Origin of the sequence: Nostoc sp. C117 (assembly GCF_043099735.1) — a bacterium.
In the GTDB taxonomy this organism is placed as follows: domain Bacteria; phylum Cyanobacteriota; class Cyanobacteriia; order Cyanobacteriales; family Nostocaceae; genus Nostoc.
In genome coordinates this window covers 7669985-7694243 of sequence record NZ_CP170991.1, presented here as the reverse complement: position 1 = coordinate 7694243, position 24259 = coordinate 7669985, and the positions used below count along the sequence as shown (strand labels likewise).

Below are 24259 nucleotides of genomic sequence, written 5' to 3'. Positions count from 1 at the left end.
ATATAAAACCATTACTGTGACTTCTGTTACCTTTTGTAAAGGAAATCTAAAAGAATTAACCTTAGTAGAAGTGCGGTTGCCCTAAGGCTAGATAATAGATTTGATCATCGTAATTGATACAAGCACAGTCCTAGACTTTTGTGATATCAATGTATACAAGTGAATCTACCAAGTACTCTACTAGAACGGACATTGGACAAACCTGCCGTGTTCTAGTAGTAGAAGATGAAGAACTAATCCAGGAAATGCTAGCTGTAGCCCTGGAAGAGGAAGGCTATGGGGTGATAACTGTCCCCGATGGGCGGTCTGCTGTAGAGTATCTCAAAAGTTTTGAAACCAGCTCAGGGGAACTTCCCTTTGATTTGATCATCCTTGATTTGATGCTACCTCAGATTAATGGGTTAGATATTTGCCGTTTGTTGCGTCATCAAGGAAACCCTGTACCCATTTTAATGCTTAGTGCTAAGGGTAGCGAAACTGACCGTGTTTTGGGGTTAGAGGTGGGAGCAGATGACTACCTGACGAAACCTTTTAGTATGCGCGAGTTAGTAGCCCGATGTCGTGCGTTACTCCGACGTCAACGCCTAAGCAATTTGCCACAATTACCAGTATTAAAATTCAAGGATGTTACTTTGAATCCTCAAGAATGTCGCGTGCTGGTTCGTGGTCAAGAGGTGAGTCTTTCCCCGAAAGAATTTCGCTTGCTGGAACTATTTATGAGTTACGCCCGACGGGTTTGGTCACGGGAACAATTATTGGATCAGGTTTGGGGTCCAGATTTCGTTGGGGATAGTAAAACCGTAGATGTTCACATCCGTTGGTTGCGTGAAAAATTAGAGCAAGATCCTAGCCATCCCGAATATATTGTGACTGTAAGAGGTTTTGGCTATAGGTTTGGATAATTAGTTTAGATAGTTGTTAGTTTTTAGTAGTCAGCAAAAAACTAACAACTCGAATGCTCTTATTGGGATTGGCATTTTTTCTCGGTTTAGCGGTAGGCATTGGGTTTTGGGTTTGGCAACAGGTTCAACTTAACCGCTACCTGGGGCGCGTACTCCAACCGTTTACCTCCCACTTTGATAAAGTAGGACTACCCTTGATTCCTCGATTGCAGCAGGAAATACTGAGGGTGAAGCAGGAACGACAAGATTTACAGCAGTCTTTGCAAACTTATCAAGATGTACTGGAATTTGCACCAGTGGGATATCTACAGGTAGATGAAGAAAATCAACTGCTATGGTGCAATCAACAAGCGCAAAAAACTTTATATCTGCAAAAGTGGCAACCAGGAGAGGTCAGGTTGTTGCTGGAGTTGGTACGGTCTTATGAGCTGGATCATTTAATTGAACAAACTCGTGATTGGCAAAAACCAGAGACGAGGGAGTGGGTATTTCACCCATCATGTGATAACGCAGCAGAGATGCCAAAAATGAAGTCTCTGGCTTTGCGAGCATCTAGCTTGCCTTTACCTAATGGACAAGTAGGAGTATTTTTAGAAAATCGTCAACCCCTATTGGATATAAATCAAGCACGCGATCGCTCTTTTTCTGATTTAGCCCACGAACTCAGAACCCCCTTGACTTCCATTCGCTTGGTTGTGGAAACTTTACAAAACCGCTTAGAACCACCTTTAAATCGCTGGGTTAACCGCCTGATGCAAGAAGTCGATCGCCTGATTAGCTTGGTGCAAAGCTGGTTAGAACTCACCCAAATGGAAGCAAATCCCAACATACAATTGCAAGCCAAAGCTGTAGAATTGCGATCGCTAATTACATCTGTTTGGGAAACCCTAGAACCTTTAGCACAGCGACAAAATCTGTCTCTGACCTATTCTGGTCCCGAAAATCTTTGGATTAAGGCAGATCAAGCCCGTATTTACCAAGTTTTTCTCAACTTACTAGACAACAGCATTAAGTACAGTCTCCCTTCTACAAGCATTCACGTCCAAGCAAAAATCCTACCAACGAATAATAATGAGGGCAATTCTGGTTTCTCATGCTTAGAAATAAATCTTATTGATTCGGGAGTAGGTTTTTCCGAAGCAGATTTACCCCACGTTTTTGAGCGATTTTACCGGGGAGATAAAGCGCGAACCCATTCCCCACAGGATAATAATTCTATCGGGGCGATCGTTGGTAATGGCTTAGGTTTAGCGATCGTTCAGCAAATACTTCTCGCCCACGGTGGTTCAATCAAAGCCATGAATGATCCAGAAACCGGTGGGGCGTGGATGCAAATTCAATTTCCTGAAGTCATGGCAAACTCCCTAACCCAAGACTATAGTTAAGAATATCTTCAGCTTTGAGATTACAAGTGTGAAAGCTGTCCGTTATAGTCCCAATCCTCAAAGACCCCAGCTGGCACGCGGTATTAGGCGTTTAGAACGGGATGTATTACGCATGGGAGCTTTGGTAGAACAATCATTTCGCCTTAGCCACCAAGCTTTATTTTCTCGTGACTTAGCAGCAGCTGAGGAACTTCCGCTATTAGATAAAAAAATCGATCGTTTTTATAGACAAATAGAATCAGACTGTACAGCGATTATGACGCTGCAATCACCTACGCCACAAGATTTGCGTTGCTTAAGTGCTTTTATGCAGTTGGTGCGAGACTTAGAGCGTATCGGCGATTATGCTGAGGATTTAGCTGAGATTGCGATTAAAATCTTTCCTTATGCGCCTCATACGTCTTTACCAGAGATTGAAGTTATGTCCCATCACGCTCAGGCAATGTTAGCAACTAGCTTAGTGGCTTTAGCAAATTTTGATGAAGCAAGAGGGCGATGTTTAAAGCATCTGGATGATACTGTAGACGATGCCTACGATCGCGTTTATCAGACTTTAGCTCAACAACGCGATGTACCAGGTGTCGTCGAGCCTATTGTGCTGCTAGCCCTGGCAATTCGTTGTCTGGAACGTATGGCAGATCATGCCACTAACATCGGTCAAAGGGTAGCATATATCGTCACTGGTCAACGCTCTTAATCAAATCAGTAGTTATCAAGCTTTGAGTGAGAGGATATCTCCGAAGTATCAAATATTTTTTGATCCCCTCAATTCGGATTAAACAAGCCGGAATCAGATTTTCCAAATCCTCCTTCCAAATGGGGGATTTGGCAGGATATCTAAGTCTTTGTGTTAAAGATTTAAACCCTAACTTGGTTCTTGGCAACTTTTGGTGATCTTGGTTGGGGCAAGGCAGAAGGCAGAGGGCAGAGGGCAGAAGTCGGAAGGGTAGAAGTAATAAATTCAAGCTTTGAGTTTGTTTAAGCTAGCAACTAATATACTTTGCATTTCCTCGACCTCATTCAATAGGGGAGTGAAAAGGTTTTTGTCAGCTAAATCTACTTCTTTAGCTATGATTAATTGGGTATCAAGTTCTCTCAAAGAGCCTAATGCAATATGTAAAAACTGTATGTATTCTGGCTTTGAGCGCCTTCCATAGCCTTCAGCTATATTGGATGCTACAGATACAGAAGAACGTCGGATTTGGCTGGTTAAACCATACAATTCTGATTGAGGAAATAGGCGGGTAAATTTATAACAATTGATAGCAAGTTGAACCGCCCTTTGCCAGATAAACTGATTTCTATAACTCATATAATCAAGTGTAAATTGTCAAAATTTTCTCCTCAAATAGCCAACAAAAATCGTCGTTCAAGTAAATCTATTTTGGCGCGACCATACATCTGTCGCTTTAACATTTTCAAGCGATTAATATGGCCTTCAACTGGGCCATTACTAACTGACATAGTTACACCTGCTTTCACAGCATTGTAGTCAGACTCTAAACTAACAGCGAAGGAGCGCAACAAAGAAACAGAGCTGTTTTTAGCTTTGTTGAACCAAGCATCGAGCTGCTCAGGTAGGCGTTGACGCACAAGGAATGCAAACTGTTGAGCTAGTTCAATAGCTGACTTCAAATCAGAATGGGCTGTTTGTAGTTGAGCGATGATTTCACGCTCATTAGGCTGTATTAATTCTGGTCGTCGCAAGACTAAAGCTGTGACGCGACTGGGGGTGAGAGGACGATGGGAGGAAGAACTAACCCTAGGGGACGCATTTTTCTTTGAACACTTTGCTGGCCCAAATCCGGGCAAGGTCTTGAGATAACGAGTGAAGCGAGCGACCGTGGCATAACCACCGATATAGCCGCAGGTGCGAATTTCTTCAAACAGTTCTTGGGTGTTGTGGTTCCCGCTATTCCAGCGACTGAGGAGGTAATCATGATAAGGGTTGAGAAGACTCAGACCGTGGTCGCTACGTTCACGACGTTCGGTAAAAGTTGAGCTACGCAAGTAATTGAATACGGTAGTTTTAGAAACTCCCAGCTCTTGAGCGATTGCTAGCCCTGAGAAGCCAACAGACCGCAGTCTCCAAACTTGCTCATGGATTTCCCTCCGTCTATCCCGTGCTTTGGCGGATTGAACTTTTCTTTTTAAAGATGTGTTTTGGGGAAACCTTGGCACAACTGAACTTTTATTAGTCTCAGCAATCATGGAAAGGTTATCGGGGAAAGGCAGAGAGCAGACGGCAGACGGCAGAAGGTTGGTTTGAGGGTTTTCCTGTGCAGCCAATCCGTCTGTATTCTCTGCCAAAAAGGGTTTAAGACCCCCAGCCAAGTTTTGAATTTCAGTGGTCTGCAATTGGGTGGGGTATGTATCCCCATCCAATTCCCCAATGCCTTCTTCAAGTGCTGTTTCCACCTCTAAATGCACTTTAGTATTAGTACTAAATACTTGTTTCTCCACTTCTTTAAGTACTTTGGCGTGAATACCAAAGACTTGATAGAGCGTTTGAGATAAGTTCTGCAATAAGTGAAAACGGTCTGCAACTTGAATGGCTTCTGGCGCGCCTTGACGAATACCACTTTCATAAGTTTTTGACCGATCTCGTGAGACGACTTTGACACCAGGGTGAGCTTTTAACCATTCTGCTAAGGTTTCAGCTTTTGCGTCTTTGAGTAGAGCGATTGGTCGGCTACGTTCCAGGTCAATCAATGCTGTGCCGTAAGTTTTGCATTTGCGAAAACAAAAGTCGTCTACCCCAAGAGTATGTGGCGTTACGATTGATGGCAGTGGGATTGAGCGGACTAAATTTAACAGTGTGTTGCGAGAAACTTTTATCCCCCATTGCTGTGAGAGTCTTACCCCTGCTGCACCACCCACAGATAAACCAATTGCGCTCAGTCGTTGCGCTAAACGCTGAGTCCTTCGCGCCCAAGGTGCGGTTACACTTGTCAGCCTTTCGGTAAAAATACGCCGTTTACATAAAGTGTTAATGCAAAAAAACTTTCGCACCCGTAACTGTAGGGTAATACTGTAATCAGCCCAGGGCAGGTCTGTTAACTTACGTTCGTAGCGGCTATGAATTCGGTGAGTTGGGTGGTTACAAACTGGGCAATTAATGACAGTTTGCATCGCAGAGACAATCAACGTAATCGTCCCTTGTACTTTGTCAAATTGCCATCTCTTCAGTTGAAGGTTTGTTGTATCAGGTAACAGGTGGTATAGCAATTCCATACCAAAAGTTTGACGGAGTAAAGTTTGAAGTTAGTAATTCAATTCTATCCCTTCCTCCTTCTTTTTTTCCCCCCTTCTGCCTTCTGCCCTCTGCCCTCTGCCTTCCCCCAAGCGAGATCACCAAAAGTTGCCAAGAACCCCTAACTTAAACCGGGAATGGTATAACTTTTAATAAAGTAGCACAAAATTAACTAAATATTTTACAAAAAGCTTACCTGTTCTTAAACTTCCACAATTAGAGTAACGGAGAAACAACTAAACAATTTTCTAGTATCTCAGTTAGTAAATGGCATCAATCAAAAGTTGTTGCCATTGTTAAGCTGTTGATTTAATTGCTCGTTGTTGAAACTTCACATAAGTAAATTTTGATATCTAAAAAAATTAGATTTTTTTAATAATTGTAAGTAGCAATAATCCCTAATAATCTCTGTGGTTACCGTTGATGATGTATTCCACAATTCCCAATGCTAAATCTCCAGGGCTGTCAAATAATTCTGCTTTAGGAGGACAGTTATCACAATGCTTATTTACTCGTCGGGAAGTCATTCCACCTCGATATGATGTACTTTGGCGCATTGAACATGGTGCAGTTCGTACCCTAACTTGGAGTGAAGACGGAACATTCATCACTCTCGGTTATTGGGGACTAGGAGATCTAATTGGTTATCCTTTGTCCAAAATAAAGCCTTACCAAATTGAATGTCTCTCAGTTGTAGAAGTTAGCATTGTGCCCCCTCATTTGTGGCATCAAGATATAAATGCTTTGTTATCTCACATTCAACAAGCAGAAGACTTACTCAGCATAGTACATCGTAAACCAATTTCGTTGCGTTTATGGCAATTTTTAGTCTGGTTAAGTGAAAAATTTGGACGGGACATAGACAAAGGGAAGCTAATAGATCTGAATATTACTCATCAGGATATTGCAGAAGTTTTAAATACTACACGAGTAACAGTTACCCGACTTTTACAGCAGTTTGAGGAAGAAGGAACAGTTTTACGTCACAAGCGCCGCATTATTTTGCAGTTACCAAAATGAGTTCGCCAGTCTATTAATTTGCTTGTATTAATTACAGGACATCATGTATAATCGGTTTTGTGATTGTGTGTGGAATCCCCGAAAGTAAAGTGCTTTAGGCATTTTAGATTGATTGGATTAATTAGGTGTGAGTGAAATAAAAAACATGACAAAGCAATTCTGGAATCTTATTAAGGTCAGTCCGGTTGTTCTAGCCGCTACATTTTTCGCTGCTAATAGTGGGTTAGCTGCTGAAGTTAATAACGAAAACGAACAATTAACAAATGTTGCCCAGTTATCTGATGCCCAAGATGCTAACAATATGGGTCAGGTAACATCAGTTTCTCAGTTTTCGGACGTACAGCCTACAGATTGGGCATTCCAAGCTTTACAATCCTTAGTTGAACGTTACGGTTGTATTGCAGGTTATCCAAACAGTACCTATCGTGGTAATCGTGCTTTGACCCGTTATGAATTTGCCGCAGGTTTGAATGCCTGTTTAGATCGGGTTAACGAACTAATTGCTACAGCTACCGCTGATTTGGTTAGCAAACAAGACCTGGCTACTTTACAACGTTTACAAGAAGAATACTCTGCTGAACTAGCAACTCTGCGTGGTCGTGTTGATGGACTAGAAGCCCGCACTTCTGAATTGGAAGCTAATCAATTCTCCACCACTACCAAGTTAGTTGGAGAAGCGATTTTCAACGTATCTCAGCCTTTTGGTGGAAATAGAGCGGTTGCAGCTGGTAATTCAAATCAGAATCTAGACGCAAATACCACATTTGATGACCGCGTTCGTTTGAACTTGTATAGCAGTTTCATGGGTACAGACCAGTTGCAAACTCGGTTGAATGCTGGAAACATCATCTCTAATGCTGGTGTAACTGGTACAAACATGACCCGCTTAGGTTTTGATGGTGTTACTGGGACTGGTAACTCTGTTGTAATCGATAAAATCAACTATGCTTTCAACTTGACTGATGCAGTGCGCGTTAAAATTGACGCTACTGGTGCTGAGTTATACGAAAACGTCAATAACTTCAACTCTGACTTTGCAAGCTCTGGTAAAGGTGCGCTCTCCCGGTATGGACGTTTCAGTCCTATATATCGCCAAGGTCAAGGTGGTGCTGGTTTAACTGTCACCTTCAATCCTAAAGGTCCTATTAGCTTGAGTGGTGCTTATGTAGCTAGGACTGCTAACGATCCTACCGTGAATAATGGACTGTTTAATGGTGATAGCGTCATCTTCGGTCAATTATCTTTCAAACCCAGCGAAGCTTTTAATATTGGTCTAACCTACGCCCGTACTTACCAAACTGATGGTGCTAACAACAACCTTTTCCAGAGTACAGGTAGCGCTTTTGCTAACAATCCCTTTGGAAATGGCACTCGTACCGAATCCAACAATTATGGTGTAGAAGCTAGTTTTCAATTTAGCCCTAAATTGGTTATTAGTGGTTGGGGAGGCTATACAACTGCTGATGCTCTTACTGGTGCTAATGCTGGTAGAGACGCTGAAGCTTGGTACTACGGTGCAACACTTGCTTTGAGAGACTTTGGTAAAGAAGGTAACGTTTTAGGTATTATTTTTGGTCAACCACCCAGAATTAGTGGTGGTAGCATCAAAACAGGTAGTAACTTAGACTCTGGCACCTCTTATCATTTAGAGGGTCTTTACAAGTACAAGGTTTCCGATAATATTCAAGTCACTCCTGGCTTGTTGGTAATCTTCAATCCAGAAAACAACGACAATAATGATACTGAATATGTAGGTACTCTGCGTACTACCTTCAGCTTCTAAAATTGGTGATGAAGTATAAAGCTCGGAATTAGATAAACAAAACCCCACTTTTAGGTGGGGTTTTGTTTAGGAAGAAAATTAGCTATGTAGGATTATAGTCTGACTGAGTGGATATATCTTTTGGGGGGCGATCGCTACTCCAAGCCCACCAAACACTACCACAGTGGCAATAATAGAACTCTTGCCATTTGCGACGACGGTCTTCTGTAAGCACAGGCGATCGCCTATTTAACCAAACTTTTTCAGCTTCTAGGCTACTTGAGCGGCAGTTAGGACAGCAAAACTCATAAGCGTGTATTGCTTGATTCGTCCATTCAGGTGGGAGAGGAGCAAAAGCGTCCATGATTAGGACAGGGAATTAAGAGTTGGGAATTGGAAATAGTGTAGTTGAATCAATTCAAAAATTCTCACAAATATTTCGGCCAAATAATCGAAAAGGCTATCAAACCCTAATTATTCACTTGAACGAGAATCTGCAAGAACTGGTTTCAAAGTTTTGTAAATATTTGGATTGGAACTTTTAGCATTGGTCTATGGGAAAAGACTACCACAAAGCTTGTCTAACAAGTTAATCTCATTACGAAGGTTACTAGAGCCTCAACGTCGGAGCATTCCAATCAAGCTTAAATCTTTTCTCTCACCCCTAGCCCCTCTCCCATATAACGTTGAGGGGAGACATAACTCTAGTTCCCCTTCCTTCTCACAAACATGGGAGAAGGGATTAGGGGATTAGGGCTATCAAGGTTTTTGCACATTTGGGAATGCTCCCCTCAACGTTATATGGAAGGACACCAACGCAACCACTTGACATTTGACCTAAGTCTTTAACTTAATACCAATGGCGAGACGACCAACCCCCAAAAAGTAGCTGAGTATTTTTTAAATTAGGCAATAATTATCAAAAAGTAAATTTTTCCGGTAAAAATAGCTAGTAGCGCAGATAATTGCCTCAAAGCTCAGTATTCAGGAGAACCCAAGAATGATTTTACACGGTGGCCGTAGAGTTCTAGCTGCATTTTTGCTGTCCGTATTACTACTGACAACATCCTGTGCGGCAAAAACACCTGGACGTTTTGACCAAGCGCAACAAGATAGCAGTCGGCAAAAAAGCGGTCAAGCCGTGACCAAAACCGCAACTCAAGGTAGTGAATTTAACAAATTTTTCCCCAAAGCGGGTGATGGCTACCAACGCGTCTACACTCAAGAGAAAAAAGGTTTTGCTGAAGCGAAGTTAAAAAAAGGCGGTAAAGATATAGCGATGCTATCTATATCAGATACCAGCAGTATATCTGGTGCAGCAGCAAAATTCGCCAAAAGCACCAAAAAAATAGGTGGTTATCCCGCACTAGAAGTTGGCAACACGCAAACTGCAATTTTAGTAGGTAAGTATCAAGTAAAAGTACTTTCCCGCGATCCGTCATTTAAAGCTAGCGATCGCGCAGATTGGTTAGAGAAATTTAACCTCAGTGGTCTAGCTAAACTGTAATGAACCCGATTCTCAACATAAATATAACAAATCTTAAATCAGGAGACTTTTGTGAGCAAATCAATTTTTGAGTTGGTCGATCAATTGCCAACCAGCGGCTTGACTATTTCTCTGCTAAACTCACTCGATTTTGTTGCTCCTGGCCAGTGGCAAAATACTGTCGGCTTTGTCAACACTATTAAGACAGTCACCGGCGAAACTGACGAAGATTTAATTCAGCAAATTGGCGAACGAGCAATTTATTTGTTCAACGACAAATCCCAAGGATACCAAACAGCGTTGTGGCTATATCAAACTGTTGACAGTACAGATAGAGCTCTTGGTGCAGCCGCTTTAGCTAACAAAGTCGGTGAGAAAATTCCTTTATTGGGTTTTTTAAACTCTGTCACTCCCAAAGCTGACAAAGCCCAAACTATCGATTTGACACTGAAATTAGTCGCTGAATTAGTGGCTTTCTGCCAAATTAACGGCATTCCTGGAGACAGTATTGGAGATTTTGTCGCCTCTTTGGGTGAGTATAGCGGTGAGTCACTAATTCGTATGGTGGCATTGGTTTGTGTTGATGGTTTGATACCTTTGGGACCAGACTTTATCAGCAAAGCTTTATCTACGATTAATCAGACAAATCCACAGGAGTTAGAACAAAACTCGACTTTCCAAGGCATTAAAGATGTGATTCCAGGTAACAACCCCGCTGGGAAACTCAACTTTATCGGCGAAAGCTTTGATTCAGTAAAAGGTTGGATGAGTGGGCTAGTCAGTGCTAATAATTTAACGCCACAAAAGGTTGTCCACAACTTGCAAAGTTTTGTTGATATTGCAGATGACAAGTTAGATTATCTGGCAGCATTCCTGGATGTATCAACAAATTATTATGAACACACAGGTACGCAAACTTTAGCGCGTCGCTTAATTGAACGGGCGGTAGCTGAGATTTAGATTGATGGGGAATGGGGAGTGAGGAGTGGGGACAAGGGGACAAAGGGATAAACAAAACTTCTAACTCCTAACTCCCAACTCAGCACGGGCTAAACGCCCCGCTATCCATGTACAGCACTCAGCCCAATGCCCATTAGGGTAAATGCAAATCTGCCGCGATCGCATATAGGTAAGGTTGAAAAATAGCTAAATTTTCTAGTTTCTCAAACTTACCTGTTTGCGTTGCTGGGTCAAAGGCAGTTGTAATGACGTAAAGTTTAGTGCCATCAAAGGCAACATGACCAATATATTGCTCTTGTATTCCACCTTGTTGTTTAAGTCCAGCAAACCCATAGCGGATTCCCTGAAGCTTACCAACTGGTGCTAATTGCACTGGATACGATGAAAAAATAATTTCTTTTCCATATCTACTCTGACGATCTTTAGCGAAAGTAGTGTATTTATCTGCAACCCAAGCCTTAAGCGCTGTCAATACCTCACTTTGGTAGTTAGAATTCTGGTAGTCAATTTGAGAACCAGTTGGAATACCCGCAGCTATCAGTCTCTTTTGAAAATCCTGATTGTTTGTTAGTGGATAAATATTAATCTCAACTGTACCCAAAAGTTGTCCTCTAGAGGAGACACACAATAAGAGCGTACTTCCCTTACATGCAACAACTTGCCAGTTAGTTGGAGCATAAGTATTTCCCAAAATTTTCTGCCAGATATTTTCTTCACTAGGGTTGGAAGATTTGGCGATCGCGGGGGGTTTTGGCGCTTTGGTTGGAGAAAATTGCGGGAAAATAAATTTTGCTCCCACTGGGATTGACACCAGCAAGATAGAACCTAATAGTAAATGATAAAGTCGTAACATTTTCCTGAAAATCTAGAGTCAAGGATTGCAGACTGGCTAAAAATTCCTAATGGGCTACGTCCTGCTTCTCTACGAGACGCTGCGCGTAGCTTGCTTCTTTGCAGGAGTACGCTCAGGTAATTCGTAATGTTTATGTGATTTTTCTACATTCTTGTAGCAGAATTGCGTATTGACAAACGCAATGGTATCTTAACCTGTTACTGATGTAATAACCTTAGAACTTTCTTTGTGTTTTTTACTTCTTTGTGGATGAGTCTATTAAAAGCACTAAATACTCAATAATGAAATTCAGCGAAATCATACACCAACTTGGCAACGCTGTCACTAACCACAGTCTAACTACTAACACAGACCAAGATCCAGAAATTATAGGAGTAGCAGCCATTGATGAAGCTACTATCGGTACTGTCAGCTATGTGGAGGGAGCTAAATTTGGGTCTTTTATCGGTAAAACCAATGCTAGTGCGTTAATTTTGCCCCAGGATGAAAAATTACAGGCCCTTGCACAAGAACACGGTGTTGTTTGGCTAACAACTCCAGAGCCGCGACTGTTGTTTGCGAAAGCGATCGCCATTTTTTACCAACCATATCGCCCTGTTGCAGAAATTCATCCTAGCGCTGTGATTCACTCTACGGCAAAAATTGGTAGTGATGTTTCTATTGGCGCTCATGTTGTCATTGAACAAGAAGTGGAAATTGGTAATGGTGCAATCATCCATCCGAATGTAGTGGTCTATCCAGATGTCAAAATAGGCGATCGCACTATCTTACACGCCAATTGCACCATCCACGAACGCACCCACATCGGTGCAGATTGCGTAATTCATAGTGGCGCTGTTATTGGTGCAGAAGGTTTTGGTTTTGTTCCTACCCGTACTGGTTGGTTCAAAATGGAACAATCCGGCTATACAGTCTTAGAAGACGGTGTGGTAATTGGCTGTAACAGTGCCGTTGACCGTCCAGCCGTAGGAGAAACACGGATACGCTGCAATACAATAATTGATAACTTAGTGCAAATAGGTCACGGTTGTCAAATAGGTACTGGGTGTGCAATAGCAGGTCAGGCTGGCTTGTCCGGGGGTGTCAAACTGGGGAATCGCGTTATTTTAGCTGGACAAGCAGGAATCGCCAATAAAGTGAAGTTGGGAGATGGAGTGACCGTATCCGCCCAAGCAGGAATTCTCAGTGATGTTGCACCCGGAGAAATTGTTTCAGGAACTCCCGCAATGCCTCACAAAACATATCTCAAGGCATCTGCTATTTATCGTCGCCTCCCTGATATGTATCAATTATTAAAACAATTGCAACGTAAATTCAACAATAGTAATGGTTAATAGGAGCTAGTGTAACGATGACAATTCGTAGGTTAGCATGCCTATCTGTGCTAGCCTAACGCCCATCATCTTCAAATAAAAACACCAATATCTAAGCTTTGAACTCACAAATTTGAGAATTACCAAATTTTTAGATAAAATATTTTTTACAAAGGTATTGACAAATTAAGAAATCAAGGTTATTAACTTAAATACCAGCAAGGTTTACAAAAACCAAAAAAACCAAAAATCCGTCGCAGCTGTTGTGAACTTGCTGCGGCGGACGAAGGAAAAATTAAAACGCTGAAATAGAGCAGGGAAAATGGTTGCGCCACAAGGATAGAAAGCGGGCAAAAATGAAGAAGGAAATTTACCTTATTACTTTGTACTTTTTACCTTGTACCTTTTACCCAGTCTCTCTCTCAGCGTTTCCTACTGTGCTAGATGTGCAAAATATATAGTTTTTAGTAGAATAGAAAAGTATTGTAAGGATCATTTTTGATGTATCTTACTAAACAGTAAACGCAAACGATTTATCAAAAAACTTTGATTTGCAGGTATTTGGGCGATCGCTGCGGTAATTACCAGAGAAAATAAATAAAAAATTAAATTTAGTAGAATCACTGTACTCAATCAGGAGACAGGAGGTAGAAGGCAGTATAGGGCAGAGTAAAGCCTTCTATTATCCAAGTTCCTGTAAAACTTGTTTCATACGGACTCCCTTTCTTTCTAAATAATGCAATTTAAAAGCTTAAGTGCTGGTATCAATTTTGGAGTATCTTATCTGATAGCTGCATAATTAGTTTCATAAATAACAAGTGTTTCTTTAGCCTGTATAGACACAGAGGTACTTTCTGGAATAGCTTGTAATAAATTAATTGCTTGCTCCCATTTGTCTTTTGCTTGCTGATGAGCTAATACTGAATGAGGTGAATTCTGGACAAAGAAAGTAGCTTCTGTTGCTAGTTTTTGGGCTGATTCTAAGTTCGCAGCTGCTTTTTTCTCAGTTAATACTCTTTGACTAATAGCATGATAATTAATCCGATAACGAACCAATTTATTTCTTGCTCGGTCATAAACAGATGTTTGATTAGGAATACTATCTAATAAGTTTATTGCCTGATGCCATTTAGTTTTTGCTTGTTGCCAAACTTGTAGAGAATGTGGCGGATTTTGAACTAGAGAAGAAGCCTCCATCCCAAATTTTTGAGCATATTTAAAATTGGCGATCGCTCTTTGTTCCACAGTTAAATTTTGAGTCTGTAATTGTCGAGTTTGGTCTTTAATTTTCCAACCACCAAAACCCAAGACTAATAAACTTGAAACGATGACAAAAGCTGAACGTAGTATTTTTTGTCTCGAAAATTTGGCAATTATTTCTACTTTATGGCTAATAATTGCTTCCTTAGTATTTTCCTGTTCCATTTTCTTCAGGGCTTGTTCTGCCTCGTTCCCTAAAGTTTCACCCTGAATAATTAAAGCAGCAATTTTTTCTTGAAAAATATCACAATCATTGAGAATATCTGTCAATTCTTGGAATTTAACATCACTTGATATAATTAACTCATGATCGTCATCTAACCATTCTAAAGTAAATCCAGATTTACCACAAAAAGCAGATACTCCTAATAATACATTCAATAAACTATTACTACTTTTGATAGTGGTAAAAATATAATTTAGTTTTTGTTGTAACTCTAATAACTCTTTTTGATAATTGTCAAACTTTTGAATTTGATGTTGTAAATCCTTACAGTTAACTAAAAACAATTTACTATTTAAGTTTTCGACAATTACTTTAAAACTAATGGGTAGGCTTACATGATTACGATCAGAATTTAGTTGGTCGAGCAACTTCATATCACTAAGAATATCAGCAGCTATTGCTTGCAAAAAATAACCCCATTCAATCCAGGAATCAATTTTTTTTTGTAAGTCAGTTAATGAAAGTTTAGTTTCGGAATTGCCGAATTTTGCTGCAATGGCTGGATCGACTAATCCAATGCTAGGTAGAAACAAACCAACTACTGTATCAGTTCGAGAGAGTGTAGCGATCGCCGAATTTTTAATATTGTCAAATCTTAATTCGTGAACAATTAATTTTTGAATATTCCTGAGTTGTTGCTGAGCATTATCGATGATGATAATTTGTTCCATGATTTCATTAGAATCGCCAATAGTCAGCTTCAGACTCTGAATCAGTTTTGGCAGTTCACTAACAAGTATTTCTAGGTTAGCCATAAATACCCCTTAGGGATTTGTCGAAAGTTTATGCGAAACAATTAAAATGGCTTGAGTAAGAACATAAACACCTCTATTGCATCTGAGTATCCTAAATGAATGACAAATTTCTGGAACTATAGAATATATAGTTCCCGGAAATTGGATTAAAGTAACAATCTCAGTTTAAAGATCCAGACAAAGACAAAACTACCCATTCACTAACGTATGAATGAAGTTGATTTAGCATTTACCCCAGCACTAGAGTTAGCCAAATTAATCCATCGCCGGGAAGTATCACCCCTAGAGTTGGTGGAAATATATTTAGAACGTATTGGGCAGTTGAATCCCCAATTGGGAAGTTATTTTACAGTGACGGCTTCTTCAGCGATCGCAGATGCCAAAGCCAAAACAGAATTACTCACAACTACCTCAGAACTACCACCGTTTTTTGGTGTACCGATTTCTATTAAAGACCTGAATGCTGTAGCGGGTGTTACGTGTACTTATGGGAATCCAGCGTTGTTGAATAATATCCCTAACTATGATGATGGGGTTGTGACGAAGATTAAGCAAGCTGGGTTTATTATTCTCGGTAAAACAGCCACTTCGGAATTAGGTTCATTCCCATATACCGAACCTACGGGTTTTCCGCCAGCGAGAAATCCGTGGAATTTAGAATACACCCCTGGTGGTTCTAGTGGTGGCGCGGCGGCGGCGGTAGCAGCGGGATTATGTGCGATCGCTCAAGGTTCTGATGGTGGCGGCTCCATTCGGGGGCCTGCGGCTTGTTGTGGTTTGGTGGGACTGAAACCATCACGAGGTAGGGTGAGTAAAGCACCCGTAGGCGAACGCCTCGCTGGAATTGCCGTCAACGGCCCCATTGCCCGGACTGTGGCTGATGCTGCGGCTCTTTTGGATGCCATATCTGGCTATGTCACAGGCGATCCTTACTGGTTACCAGATCCGGAAAGATCATTTCTCTCTGCTACCACAACAAAACCTGGTGCTTTGCGAATTGCTTTTGACACTAGCATTTCTCCTTTGGGAGAAGCTGACGCCAACTGTCAGCAAGGCGTTCAGCAAACAGTCCAATTATTAGAACAACTCGGCCATCAAGTTGAACAGAAATCCCCAGATTTTAGCGGTTTAATTGAACCATTTCAAATCGTTTGGCAAGCTGGAGTAGCGGCGTCAGGACTTCCTCTGGAAGCCTTGCAGCCGATGAATCGCTGGCTATTTACACGCACTGGTTCCGTTAGTGAATATCTGCAAGCAGTTGCCCAAATGCAGGTAGCGGCAAGGCAAATTGTGGCGTTTTTCGATACTGTAGATGTGCTGGTATTGCCAGTTTATTTACATTCACCCATTCGGGTTGGAGAATGGGCTAATCTGAGTCCAGAAGAGATATTCCAAAATATTATTCAATGGGTAGCCCCTTGTCCGGGTGCCAATGCAACTGGACAACCAGCGATCGCTATTCCTGTAGGTTTTGATAGTAATGGTTTACCCATCAGCGTGCAGCTAATTGGTAAACCTGCGGCTGAAGCGACACTCATCAGCCTAGCAGCACAATTAGAAGCGGCTAAACCTTGGATTGGCGATCGTCCAGCCTTGGCAACATAATGCCAAAATTCTCAAAATGAAAAATACATCATAATTAGGACTACTATTTGATTTTTCAAAAGATACGTAGGGTGTGTTAGCGACAGCGTAACGCACCAAATCCTTATGAATGGTGCGTTAGGATGAAATCCGTAACGCACCCTACAATACTAGTTATTTTTTGGAACTGTATTAAGGAACTTCATCGTGAGTAAAAGTTAAGCAGATAGAAACATTCCTAGAATAAAGTGGAGTAAGATCCTATTACAGCCAGTGAACAGAGATTAATTCTATGCCTACTGCACTTTTAAAAAATGGTGAGACTGTCGAAGTCGCCGTAGAAGACTTAGAGCAGTTCATTCAAGAGAATGAAGAAAACATAGTAGTTCAACACGTCAAGCGCCGAGGAAAGCTGAGAAGGAAGTTGGCTGAGGTTGAGAACGTTGCAGTTCAGCAATAGATAATGACTGTGATGTTTTCATCAGTAAACAGCCATTCCTCTTCTTCTAGCATTTCTTGGCTTTTACCGTAAAAAACACCACAGCCTTTAAAGCATTTGTAGTCTGTTTTCGGGTCATCGCTCGGACGTGGGCTATATTCAACTTCTTTCCCTAATTCTACATATACCCATATCCCTGACCTTCCTTGAACTTGACCGTCAACCCAGCCATCAGAGGCAGACTCCTCGAAGTCCTCAGGTGTAACTTTTACTCGTAACATCTTTTCACTACTCCTTAATCTTGTTATTCACTGGTGTTATTCCCACACTTTCTCATTTTGGGTTTTAGCTCTAACATTAGTTTTTCTTCTGAGATTTACTAGTATGGGTAACACTCAAGTTCACTATCTGAGCATCAGAGGATCTTTGAATTTCAAGCTACTACCTTCGCCTAAGATGAAATTTAGAAGGGAGGTTTGCCCATTATCAAATAAAAAAACTTTTTACCCAACGTTTCTCAGAGAAAAGGGACACCCTGCAATAATTTTTGATTTTGTAAGGAGATTACATTTTTTAAAAAATGGCTTTTTGAGTAAAAAGCCACTTTTTAACCGTGATTTAGGAAAAATCGATTATTTCTGAGCGACCAACTTCTTGACCATTGCGACCACAGAATTCTGTGCTGGCTGGGATTTGAAGTGAAAAACTGGAGTTGTAATCTCAAGATTGAGGCTTGCCAAGAAGTTCAGTACCAAGATCAAGGCAACTAGTTTTGGTGGTTTTGGTTTAGGATTTTGACAAGACAAACTATTTTGCAGTCTGGATATGCTACAATAAAAGTAAGTTTTCATAATTTAGATACGAAAATAAGACCTCTAGTTAGGAGAAACCGGAGGCATTGTTAAGTTAGAAGAACACACATACACCAGTTGGCGCTGGTTTATGCAACAAGCTGAAGGCGCAAAGTTAATTCATAACTTTGTGCCTATTTTGTTGTTTGTATTCTTACAATCTCCCTTAAATATTATTTATAACATAGAATAACCACGATCACTAAACTTTTATAATTTTTATTTTCACGTCTAGTATGTCTAGTAGAATCCATTTTTAAAATATTTCAATGTTATACAATTTTTAGTCACATTTTTTCCTTTTCAAAAGTCTGTAATAGTGGTGTGATGTCTTGTTGTTGTCTTATTTCTATCTTGTTTAATTTAGAAAAAAATTAATATAAATCAAATGGAATGACTCAATATAATATCAGAAAGTAAAATAGATATATTCGTATTTTGACTAAATTTTAGTCAGATTGATTTTTGCAAGGTACTTACAAAAATCAGATAACTAGGGGTAAGATCACCGAAACTGACGTTTACCGCCACAAAGTTCAGATTTATGGAGAATCTTCCCAAATCGAATTCGCACAATAACCATATCTCTGCTTCTAAGGGCTTTGGGAGTCAATCCCCTAAAAAAGCAAAGCTAACCAACAGGCAGCAATCCCCCAATGTTGCCCAGTTATTTGCCCAAGCAGTCAACTACCACCAGCAACAGCAATTCGATCGCGCATTAACTACCTACCGACAAATCTTAGCTATCGATCCTAAATATATAGATGCGCTGACGAATTTGGGAAGTCTGCTCAAACGGTTAGGACAAGTTGAAGAAGCGATCGCTATCTACCGCCAAGGATTAGCCTTAAAACCGGAAAGTGCAGAAACTTGGTTCAATTTGGGCAATGCCCTGCAAGAAATCGGACAATTAGAAGCGGCTGAATCGGCTTTTAAGCAGACACTACAGCTCAAACCAAATTTGGGTGTTGCTCATTTCAAGTTGGCAAAAGTTCTCCAAGAACAGGAAAAATTGATTCAGGCGGTAGACTGCTATCGGCAAGCCATTGACTTAATGCCGGATTCCGCCCAAGCTTACACCAATCTGGGCAACGTCCTGAAAGCGCTGGGTCAATTAGACGCAGCGGTGACTTCCCATCGTCAAGCACTGCAACTGCAACCTAACTCGGCACAGACTTACTACAATCTGGGGAATGCCCTCACCGCCCAAGAGCAATACGAATCGGCCGCAGCAGCCTATCAGCAAACACTCCAATTGAAACCAGACTGGGCTGAAGCTCAGTTAAATCTGGCGGTTGCGTTGATTGCTTTGGAGAATTTTGAGGAGGCAGAGCAAGTTTTAAAACAGGCTGTGGTTCTGAAAAGTGACTTAACTTTAGCCCACTTCCATCTAGCCAAACTGCTACAAAAACAGGGCGACACTAGTACTGCGGAAGTCCACCTGCGCCAATGTTGGCAGCTTCAGCCCGATGAGCCAAAAATCTGGGAAGCTCTGCTGTTAGCACTGCAAACTCAAGGTAAATACTCCGAAGCGATCGCTCTGTTGCAGAATCACCTCAAACGCCACCCCGATCGAGCGATCGCTCACTACTACTTGGGCACTCTCTACAACAATCTTGGCCGCTACCTTGAGGCCATCTCGCACCTACAGCAAGCACTAGAACTCGACCCGAATCTAGCAATTGCTCACAATAATCTCGGCTATGCCTTGATTCAAAACGGACAATTGAGTGCAGGGATTGACAGTTGTCTACGGGCAATAGAAATTCAGCCGAATTTAGCGATGGCCTACCTCAATCAAGGTCTTGCCCTAAATAACCAAGGCAGAGTTCCAGAAGCGATCGCCTGCTTCCAAGAAACGCTGCGAATTGACCCAGATTACCACCCAGGTAACTCTAATCTGCTCTATGCGCTCAATTATTCCCCAGACTACAGCCCCGCTACAGTTGCCGATGCCCACCGCCAATGGGGTCAGCAAGTCACAAGTCTGACGCAGAAAGTTTTGCCTCAGAAATCATTATCCAAACTTGATTCCCAATCCAAAATTCTTCGGGTGGGCTACATCTCGCCAGACTTCCGTCAACACTCAGTTAACTATTTTTTCGAGCCAATTCTTAGGCATCACGACCCTACCCAAGTAGAAACTTTTTGCTATGCCAATGTGCCCAACCCAGATGCAGTTACCGATCGCCTTCGTGGTTTGTGCCACAACTGGCGGGATGTTTACAACATGGACGATGACCAATTAGCTGATTTAGTCCGATTCGATGACATTGACATCTTGGTAGATTTGGCCGGTCATACTGGTAGCAATCGTCTGCTGATGTTTATGCGCCAGCCCGCCCCCATTCAAGTTACTTATTTGGGCTATCCCAATACCACTGGTTTAGCGAACATAAATTATCGCCTCACCGATACTTGGGCTGATCCCCCCGGTTTGACGGATGAGTATTACACCGAAGAACTCATTCGCCTACCTCGCTGCTTTTTGTGTTATCAGCCCTCCCCCACAGCTCCAGCAGTGATGGATTTACCCGCTAAGAGTATGGGGCGAATTACCTTTGGTTCCTTCAATAACCTGCCCAAAATCACGCCAGAAGTGATTGCCCTGTGGTCAAAAATTCTCCAATCTGTACCGAATTCTCGGATAATCTTGAAGATCAGGTGGTTTGACGATGAACCAACCCGCGATCGCTATTTATCACTGTTTGCCGAGTGTGGCATTGACAGTCGCCGGGTGAAGTTAATTGGCCTAATTCCAGACCCCAATCACCACCTTGCTTTTTATGGCAACATTGACATTGCCCTCGATCCTTTTCCTTACCACGGTACAACCACCACTTGCGAAGCCTTATGGATGGGCGTTCCAGTTATTACCCTAGCTGGGCAAACTCATGTCAGCCGGGTGGCAGTTAGCTTGCTGAGTACTGTAGGACTACCTGAGTTAATTGCCTCCACACCGCAAGAGTATGTGGCCAAAGCAGTCGCTTTGGCATCCGATTTACCCACACTTGGCCAAGTGCGGGCTAATCTCCGCCAAAAAGTAGCTGCTTCTCCTCTGTGCGATGCTGTTAGTCATACCCAAGCGATGGAAGCCATCTATCGACAGTTGTGGCAAAAGTCTGTTTAACTGACAGATTAATAGCATTTCTTTTAAGTCACACTCATCACCTTGTTATTTAAGTATTTTTGATTTGTCAGTCCCTAAAGTAGGGTAGGTTAATTTTTGCAGGTCGATGCATTAAAGGTGCAGGTCCAATACTTCTCGGGTTTTGCATTTTTAACTCGGAATCGGGTTTGGGGAAAAGGGTAAAGGGTAAGGGTTAAAGGTTTTTTCTTTCCCTTTACCCTTTACCCTTTCCCCTTTTCCCCTTAACCGAGAAGTATTGGGTGCAGGTCGATGCATCAATTAAGTCCGGGTAATGACTTACAGCAGATTGCAACAGTCGTGAGGTACAGATAATCCTAGGGGCACAACATGTTGTGCCCCGAAACGTGTACTTCTTTTACCTGAAATACGCTGTATTATTAAAATCTCTTAGCGTCCTCGCATCCCCGTGTCAGCCCTGCGTCTTCTACTTCGTAACACTGTAAGGCAAATCACTAGAAGCAACTGGGTTTGGCTGATTGAGGTAATTGTAAACTAGTTGGGAAACTTGACGAATAAAGTCTCTACCTCTGGAATCTTTATACGGACGCTTAACGAAAATAGCAGCCAGGTAACGCTTACCATTAGGCATGGTTATAAATCCTGCATCACCAATCAAAAACCCAATATCTCCAGTTTTGTTGGCGATGACTGCACCTTTCCCCAAACCTGCGGGAAGCAGGGTGTGAATTGTGGTGTGACGCAAAATATCCAAGGCTTGCTCCCGACTCTGCAAAGAAACTAGTTTGTTATTAACCAACAAAGCCAGCACCCGCGCTAGATCTTGAGAACTGGTGGTGTTGGTTCCTCTCAAGTCAGCCAAAAGATGCCGAATTACTGTGTCTTTCAGTCCCCAGGTGCGGAAACGTTGATTCAGTTTCGCCGCGCCACCCAAGCGATCGATAATCATGTTGGTGGCGGTATTGTCACTGATGGTAATCATCTTAGTGATGGTTTCCAAAGCACTGTATTTCTTGCCAACTCGTTCGTATTGCATTGTTCCAGAACCATTGGTTACCAAGTCACCGCGCATGGTTAGCGTTTCATTGAGGGTGACTTTACCAGCATCTAAATCCTGAAAAAAGGCGATGAGAATTGGCAGTTTAATCGTACTAGCAGCGGGGAAAACGCGATCGCCTCCAATATCCAGATAATCGCCAGTATCTAGATCGATGAAAAACATTCCTGTTGTCAGAAAACTGTAGCGACTCATCAAGGCTTTAACTTGAGGTTCAAGTCCTTTCATCGGTGAATGCATCGGAACCACGCCAGCAAACAGAGAATCACTCACTGTCGGCGAAATATTCGATTCAGTCGGAGTTATTTCTAAAGATTTCGGCTGGGTTGCAGTCAATGGTACTGGCTTGGGTAACTGCACAGACCAATGATTGGGAGATTCCTCTTGCAGTTTTACCTGTGCTAGGTCAAAGGTGTAACCAGGCGCTAAAGTAACTACCATACGGGTAGTCTCTGCATTAAACTGCTGGATGCGAATCTCTTGAATTACTAACCCCACCCTTTGACTAGTCTGTGGATATCCGAGTGTAACTCCAGGTAAATCAATTACCAGACGGGTAGGGTTGGTAAGTAATTGCACTTTCGGTTGAACATTCTCATCTGTGGTGAAGTCCAGATGATTGCGATTGCTATCAAAATGCCAATTGGCGATCGTAGCAGCTTTGACAGTAGAGCCAAACAGGAACAAGCTTAAGAAGCTGGATAGAAGCCAGGTAAATTTTAAAATGTTTTCTTTGTGTGTGAGGAGCATGAGCGATCGCTTTGTGTGTGAGTCAGATTCTTGAAAAACAAAAACCGCCCACTATTAAAGCATAATTATCAAAAGTTTTGTAAATTATGTGCTTATACGAAAAAGCATTTGTTACGAGTGTTTAATTTAATCAGTATATGAGTATTACGTGCTAAGCTGATGCGCGTCTAAAGTATATAAGCACTCTTGATGGTCGTTGACTGTTGACGGGTTTTCAGTCAACGACCATCAGTCATCAGGTAAATGTACAAATTAAATATGTAACAGCTTACTCTCCTTAGTTAATTACAAATTATTCCCAGTATGTCTATAAAAGCTTGCCATATTAATAAATTCAGCTTATGGAAATTTTGTATAGTAGCCTGTACTATTAGTTTCTCCCTCAGCGGTTGTACACCTGAAAAAAGAGCCATGCTGCGAGTAACTGCGGAAAATTTCCGCGATAGAGCAGCTGACGCGATTACATCGGTGAAACAAATCTATCAACTTCATGATTTACCCACAAATGATAATTCAGCGATCGACCGATTACTAAATGATACTAGTATTCAATTCGCAATTCCTGGAGAAGTAAATACAATTATCACAGGAAAAAGTCAGCAAAATATCCACTCATCAGATGTCGATCAAGCACTCGATTCATTGCAATTAGAATATGATACAGCAGTCGAGGTATTTAACAAAATTGAAACAATTGATTACGAAAGTGCCAGGATAGTTGCTGAAACTGCCAAACCTGCACGATGCTTAACAGTAAAAATGCTACTTTTAGCCAAAAGAATTCAGGAAAGACCACCAAGACCAAACGATCCGGAACGGGTGCTAATCAGCATTGAGTTAAAGCGTCTCGCTGACGAATATAGAAATTTAACTATATCCTCACAACCACAAGCAGAAGAAATTCAGCTTCAAGTTGCTAAACAAGAAGAAATTAAGCGTCAAGTTGCTAAACAGATAGATGAGTGGCGAAAAGTTAATTTTTTTGAACAACAAAGTTTGAATGAATCTATCTTGAAGCTTTTGGTAGCAGCTGACACTGGACGAAAACTCTCAGAACTGATTGATGACTATCCTAATGTTAGCTTTGAAGTTCTTGCTGCTAGAGTTACTCAGATTGTGGGGGTAGCTACCAGTTTAAGTGGCAACAACTACAATTCAATCATTACAAAAATTAATACTCTTCAAAACCAAATTAATCAAGATCAAATTTTGAAGGAATTTATGAAAGAAATCTCTGTTAAAAATAGACAGATGCAACCAGCAAATTCTCAATTATGTCAATAATATTTAGAGT

The 24259-nt window shown here is 41.6% G+C and carries 19 protein-coding genes; 12 read left to right on the top strand and 7 right to left on the bottom strand.

Going from position 1 to position 24259, the window contains the following annotated elements:
• Window positions 1-149 precede the first annotated feature (149 nt).
• From ACFG4S_RS32910 to phoU, 3 genes are read left to right on the top strand one after another with little or no spacing between them, the layout of a single operon-like run.
• Window positions 150-902, top strand: a complete 753-nt coding sequence (locus ACFG4S_RS32910) for a winged helix-turn-helix domain-containing protein (protein ID WP_392533036.1) — start codon at window positions 150-152, stop codon at window positions 900-902.
• A 53-nt stretch (window positions 903-955) separates the two neighbouring features.
• On the top strand, window positions 956-2287 hold the full coding sequence (locus tag ACFG4S_RS32905) for a sensor histidine kinase (protein WP_392533035.1): 1332 nt from the start codon (window positions 956-958) through the stop codon (window positions 2285-2287).
• A 28-nt stretch (window positions 2288-2315) separates the two neighbouring features.
• On the top strand, window positions 2316-2984 hold the full coding sequence (gene phoU, locus ACFG4S_RS32900; RefSeq protein WP_392533034.1) for a phosphate signaling complex protein PhoU: 669 nt from the start codon (window positions 2316-2318) through the stop codon (window positions 2982-2984).
• Between the two features lie 264 nt (window positions 2985-3248).
• Here phoU and ACFG4S_RS32895 read toward each other — a convergent pair whose 3' ends face one another.
• Together ACFG4S_RS32895 and ACFG4S_RS32890 are read right to left on the bottom strand one after the other, a co-directional pair.
• Window positions 3249-3599: a four helix bundle protein gene (locus ACFG4S_RS32895; protein ID WP_094343524.1), complete on the bottom strand. Its 351-nt coding sequence runs from the start codon at window positions 3597-3599 to the stop codon at window positions 3249-3251.
• 32 nt (window positions 3600-3631) lie between these two features.
• Window positions 3632-5521: an ISL3 family transposase gene (locus tag ACFG4S_RS32890; RefSeq protein WP_392529995.1), complete on the bottom strand. Its 1890-nt coding sequence runs from the start codon at window positions 5519-5521 to the stop codon at window positions 3632-3634.
• A gap of 442 nt (window positions 5522-5963) precedes the next feature.
• On the opposite strand from ACFG4S_RS32890, the gene ACFG4S_RS32885 reads away from it, so the two are divergent.
• Together ACFG4S_RS32885 and ACFG4S_RS32880 are read left to right on the top strand one after the other, a co-directional pair.
• On the top strand, window positions 5964-6560 hold the full coding sequence (locus ACFG4S_RS32885) for a Crp/Fnr family transcriptional regulator (RefSeq protein ID WP_392533033.1): 597 nt from the start codon (window positions 5964-5966) through the stop codon (window positions 6558-6560).
• 145 nt (window positions 6561-6705) lie between these two features.
• Entirely contained in the window at window positions 6706-8343 is a 1638-nt protein-coding gene (locus ACFG4S_RS32880) for an iron uptake porin (RefSeq protein WP_392533032.1), read from the top strand.
• Between the two features lie 82 nt (window positions 8344-8425).
• On the opposite strand, the gene ACFG4S_RS32875 is transcribed toward ACFG4S_RS32880, so the two are convergent.
• Window positions 8426-8686: a hypothetical protein gene (locus tag ACFG4S_RS32875; protein WP_392533031.1), complete on the bottom strand. Its 261-nt coding sequence runs from the start codon at window positions 8684-8686 to the stop codon at window positions 8426-8428.
• A 636-nt stretch (window positions 8687-9322) separates the two neighbouring features.
• Here ACFG4S_RS32875 and ACFG4S_RS32870 point away from each other — a divergent pair.
• Window positions 9323-9829 carry a hypothetical protein gene (locus tag ACFG4S_RS32870; RefSeq protein ID WP_392533030.1) on the top strand — a complete coding sequence of 169 codons (507 nt, stop codon included), beginning with the start codon at window positions 9323-9325 and terminating at the stop codon, window positions 9827-9829.
• A 51-nt stretch (window positions 9830-9880) separates the two neighbouring features.
• The gene (locus tag ACFG4S_RS32865) at window positions 9881-10768 is read left to right on the top strand and encodes a hypothetical protein (protein ID WP_392533029.1); all 888 of its coding nucleotides are present in this window, start codon (window positions 9881-9883) and stop codon (window positions 10766-10768) included.
• Between the two features lie 133 nt (window positions 10769-10901).
• On the opposite strand, the gene ACFG4S_RS32860 is transcribed toward ACFG4S_RS32865, so the two are convergent.
• Complete coding sequence (locus tag ACFG4S_RS32860; protein ID WP_392533028.1) at window positions 10902-11621, bottom strand: hypothetical protein; 720 nt, start codon at window positions 11619-11621, stop codon at window positions 10902-10904.
• Between the two features lie 281 nt (window positions 11622-11902).
• On the opposite strand from ACFG4S_RS32860, the gene lpxD reads away from it, so the two are divergent.
• Window positions 11903-12955 carry a UDP-3-O-(3-hydroxymyristoyl)glucosamine N-acyltransferase gene (lpxD, locus tag ACFG4S_RS32855; RefSeq protein WP_392533027.1) on the top strand — a complete coding sequence of 351 codons (1053 nt, stop codon included), beginning with the start codon at window positions 11903-11905 and terminating at the stop codon, window positions 12953-12955.
• A 759-nt stretch (window positions 12956-13714) separates the two neighbouring features.
• Here the strand turns inward: lpxD and ACFG4S_RS32850 are convergent.
• A complete protein-coding gene (locus tag ACFG4S_RS32850) occupies window positions 13715-15175 on the bottom strand; it encodes a hypothetical protein (RefSeq protein ID WP_392533026.1) in 1461 nt (486 codons plus the stop codon).
• A 207-nt stretch (window positions 15176-15382) separates the two neighbouring features.
• Here ACFG4S_RS32850 and ACFG4S_RS32845 point away from each other — a divergent pair, with 207 nt between their 5' ends.
• Together ACFG4S_RS32845 and ACFG4S_RS32840 are read left to right on the top strand one after the other, a co-directional pair.
• Window positions 15383-16780 (top strand): amidase, encoded by a 1398-nt coding sequence (locus tag ACFG4S_RS32845; protein WP_392533025.1) that lies wholly within the window; start codon window positions 15383-15385, stop codon window positions 16778-16780.
• A gap of 271 nt (window positions 16781-17051) precedes the next feature.
• Entirely contained in the window at window positions 17052-17219 is a 168-nt protein-coding gene (locus ACFG4S_RS32840; RefSeq protein WP_392533024.1) for a hypothetical protein, read from the top strand.
• Here the strand turns inward: ACFG4S_RS32840 and ACFG4S_RS32835 are convergent.
• The gene (locus ACFG4S_RS32835; protein WP_392533023.1) at window positions 17210-17479 is read right to left on the bottom strand and encodes a hypothetical protein; all 270 of its coding nucleotides are present in this window, start codon (window positions 17477-17479) and stop codon (window positions 17210-17212) included. The two genes, ACFG4S_RS32840 and ACFG4S_RS32835, sit on opposite strands and share 10 nt — an antisense overlap.
• Before the next feature lie 1114 nt (window positions 17480-18593).
• Here ACFG4S_RS32835 and ACFG4S_RS32830 point away from each other — a divergent pair.
• Window positions 18594-21179: a tetratricopeptide repeat protein gene (locus tag ACFG4S_RS32830; protein ID WP_392533022.1), complete on the top strand. Its 2586-nt coding sequence runs from the start codon at window positions 18594-18596 to the stop codon at window positions 21177-21179.
• A 445-nt stretch (window positions 21180-21624) separates the two neighbouring features.
• Here the strand turns inward: ACFG4S_RS32830 and ACFG4S_RS32825 are convergent, their stop codons facing one another.
• Window positions 21625-22965: a serine hydrolase gene (locus ACFG4S_RS32825; RefSeq protein WP_392533021.1), complete on the bottom strand. Its 1341-nt coding sequence runs from the start codon at window positions 22963-22965 to the stop codon at window positions 21625-21627.
• 411 nt (window positions 22966-23376) lie between these two features.
• Here ACFG4S_RS32825 and ACFG4S_RS32820 point away from each other — a divergent pair, with 411 nt between their 5' ends.
• The gene (locus ACFG4S_RS32820) at window positions 23377-24249 is read left to right on the top strand and encodes a hypothetical protein (RefSeq protein ID WP_392533020.1); all 873 of its coding nucleotides are present in this window, start codon (window positions 23377-23379) and stop codon (window positions 24247-24249) included.
• Window positions 24250-24259: the final 10 nt, after the last annotated feature.